The organism is Bacillus sp. 95MFCvi2.1, assembly GCF_000374965.1.
Taxonomy (GTDB): Bacteria; Bacillota; Bacilli; order Bacillales; family Bacillaceae_G; genus Bacillus_A; species Bacillus_A pseudomycoides.
In genome coordinates this window covers 1-3110 of the sequence record NZ_KB895763.1, presented here as the reverse complement: position 1 = coordinate 3110, position 3110 = coordinate 1, and the positions used below count along the sequence as shown (strand labels likewise).

The following is a 3110-nucleotide window of genomic DNA, read 5'->3' as shown; positions in this document are numbered from 1 at the left end:
CTTTAGTTAGACTGTGCAGTCAACTTCATGCAGCTACAGGAACTCTTATTAGTCCGGAAGGACTCAATAAACGTTTCAATAAAAAAGCTGTTTGCTTTTTAAAACATATTTTCTCTGTATTATTAAAAAATAAAATTTGTGAAACATCAGTAATTCCAAGCTCTTCAACCGCTTATTTTCAACGAATTCGTATTTTAGATGCAACAATTTTCCAAGTGCCAAAACATTTAGCTAATGTGTATCCTGGATCAGGTGGTTGTGCACAAACAGCGGGTATAAAAATTCAGTTAGAATATGATTTACACAGTGGACAATTTTTAAATTTTCAAGTTGAACCAGGGAAAAATAATGATAAAACCTTTGGAACAGAGTGTTTAGCGACATTACGTCCTGGAGACCTCTGTATTCGGGACTTAGGCTATTATTCACTGGATGATTTAGATCAAATGGATCAACGTGGTGTGTATTATATATCACGACTCAAATTAAACAATATGGTGTATATCAAAAATCAATTTCCTGAATACTTTCGAAATGGGACAGTAAAAAAACAGTCTCAGTACATCAAAGTTGATTTAGAACAAATTATGAATACCTTAAAACCGGGGCAGGTCTATGAAATAAAAGATGCTTATATTGGAAAAGATACAAAACTATTCACTCGGGTGATTATGTATCGATTAACAGAAAAACAATTTCGTGAACGTAGGAAAAAACAAGTGTATACGGAAAGTAAGAAGGGCATTACATATTCAGAAAAAAGCAAACGATTAGCTGGTATGAACATATATGTTACCAATACACCTTGGGAGATTGTTCCGATGGAACAAATACATGATTTTTACTCTCTCCGCTGGCAAATTGAAATCATTTTTAAAACTTGGAAATCCTTATTTCAAATTCATCATTGGCAAAATATCAAACAAGAGCGGTTAGAATGCCATGTTTATGGAAAGCTCATTGCCATTTTTCTATGTTCTTCTACCATGTTTAAGATGCGACAATTGATTTTACAAAAGAAACAAAAGGAATTAAGCGAATATAAAGCAATTGGAATGATTCAAGATCATTTATATCTGTTATATCAAGCTATACAACAAAACACTCAAGAAACAACAAAGATTCTAATCCTCCTATTCCACCTACTACAGAAAAATGGAAGGAAATCTCATCGATATGAGAAGAAAACAGTCTTTGATATTATGGGTGTTGTTTATGAGTATAGTGGACTTGAAAAACAAAAGAAAGTTGCATAATTTAAAAAAACGATACCTATCTAGGTTTATTTGGTATGCTCATTTTTAAGGACACAAAATATTTTAAGAGTTTTTTAGCTTATATGAACGAAAGTTTATTTTATTTTCGCTCTTAAGTTGATGGGCATGCGGCTGTACCCCTATATGAATATCCTATACATCTAAAAATCTTAATAAATCAGTTCTCTCAAATGTTACAATTAGAAAAAATAATATTGAAGAAACAAAAATCAAATATCTATACTTTAAGGAGTGAAGTTATGATAAGTGTTCACGATAATACAATTGTTTCATACCAAGTTAATCTTGAGAAAGAAGAAATTCGTATTCACACCCTTACTGAATCAGGAAACAATGTATATATAGTTTTTTCGGGTGTCCTAGCACATTTTTTTGAAACCCAAATAAGTAACAGCATTATTTTTAATATAGACGAAGATCCACTTCTAGATTTTTTTAAAGAGAATAAGAAATTATTAGAGCAACAAAAATCTTATTGTTGGCCTATATGTTATGAAGATATTAAAGAATTAGAGGAAACATTAATAAAAGGGAATTATTTTTATTACAACATTTGTGCATCTTATGGTCTAAGTGGTTGGGTATTAGCTAAGAAACTTGAGATATTAGACTCTTATTAAATTAATAGTGGTCTTAAATATACTTCCAATAACGAGAATTATGTCAAAAGTAAAGCTATTCTGATGAACGGTTTTACTTTTGACTAGCGTAGTTTTTTCCAAAATGCTGGCGATATCCCATGCCCCTCAAGCTAAGAATAAGAGATACCCCAGAACAAAAATTTTGTGAAACCCCCTCATTTTTATCGTTTTTTTGGGGGTTGTTTTTTAAGTTGATGGCTATGGGGCGGAACACCTTTAATTTTCGCTGATGAATCCTCGTTTTAGGATTTTTATATAATCGTTTATTCTAAGATTCATCTCCTATCAATTTTAAAAATCTGTTGTTCCATATATTTTCATAAAAATCAATCGTCTCTTTTGCCGACATAAATGGATTATTCAAAGTAGAGGTTGCTTTCTGTACCATGAAGTTTTCGTATCCCAATCCATGAGCAAATTTAATCGTAGCATCCATACAGTATTCTGTTTGGGCACCGCAAAATTCAATACGATGTACAGCTAATTGGTCTAAAAGATTTTTTAAGTTCGTTTTGTAAAAAGAATTTGCATGTATTTTTCTTACAAAAAAATCTTGCTCTTGAACATCTAGATTGGCATTAATAGCCCATGGTTCTTCTTCAGGTACTAATTCTTCATCACAGTGTTGAACAAAAATGATTGGTTTATGTAATTCTCTATATAAGGCAATTCTATTATTTACTTTAGTGAGTAAATTTTGTAAATTAAATAAATGATCTCCACTGTAACATACGCCATTTTGTAAATCGATAACGATTAAAACATCTGCACAAGTCTCCATTATTTTTACCTCTTTCATTTTGCAATATGTTAATAATTCTATCATTTGAGGATGTATTATACACTCTTATTTCGCTAAAAATTATAGAAAAATACAAAAAATCAAAAACCTTACATTCAATATACTAGACAACATAAAAAGAAGATATAAATACTAAATTTCCTTAAAATGCAAAAATACGCTATTCTTTCTGTAGAATCATAGGAAAGGATGGCGTTTTTAGCATGAACTTATCAACTTTTGATAAATTAGGGGTTCGACCGCATGCCCATCAAGCTAAAATTCTATACTGCCCCAAAAAGAAAATTTTATATCTTTTATAACAATGAAATTTATTCTGCCTAGATTGATGAGCATAGGAGTCTATCCTGAAAAGATTGATGAGCATAGGAGTCTATCCTGAAAAGATTG

Annotated in this window: 3 protein-coding genes; 2 read left to right on the top strand and 1 reads right to left on the bottom strand. The window is 30.9% G+C overall.

Annotation, left to right across the window (positions count from 1 at the left end):
• Both C568_RS31605 and C568_RS0130000 read left to right on the top strand, forming a co-directional pair.
• On the top strand, positions 1-1256 hold a 1256-nt coding region (locus C568_RS31605; protein ID WP_018783717.1), incomplete at its 5' end, for an IS4 family transposase.
• A gap of 260 nt (positions 1257-1516) precedes the next feature.
• The gene (locus tag C568_RS0130000) at positions 1517-1897 is read left to right on the top strand and encodes a hypothetical protein (RefSeq protein WP_018783716.1); all 381 of its coding nucleotides are present in this window, start codon (positions 1517-1519) and stop codon (positions 1895-1897) included.
• Between the two features lie 289 nt (positions 1898-2186).
• Here C568_RS0130000 and C568_RS0129995 read toward each other — a convergent pair whose 3' ends face one another.
• On the bottom strand, positions 2187-2699 hold the full coding sequence (locus C568_RS0129995) for a cysteine hydrolase family protein (protein ID WP_018783715.1): 513 nt from the start codon (positions 2697-2699) through the stop codon (positions 2187-2189).
• Positions 2700-3110: the final 411 nt, after the last annotated feature.

Coding starts and splice junctions, on each gene's coding strand:
- C568_RS0130000 (WP_018783716.1), top strand. CDS start 1,517: ATGATAAGTGTTCACGATAATACAATTGTTTCATACCAAGTTAATCTT.
- C568_RS0129995 (WP_018783715.1), bottom strand. CDS start 2,699: ATGGAGACTTGTGCAGATGTTTTAATCGTTATCGATTTACAAAATGGC.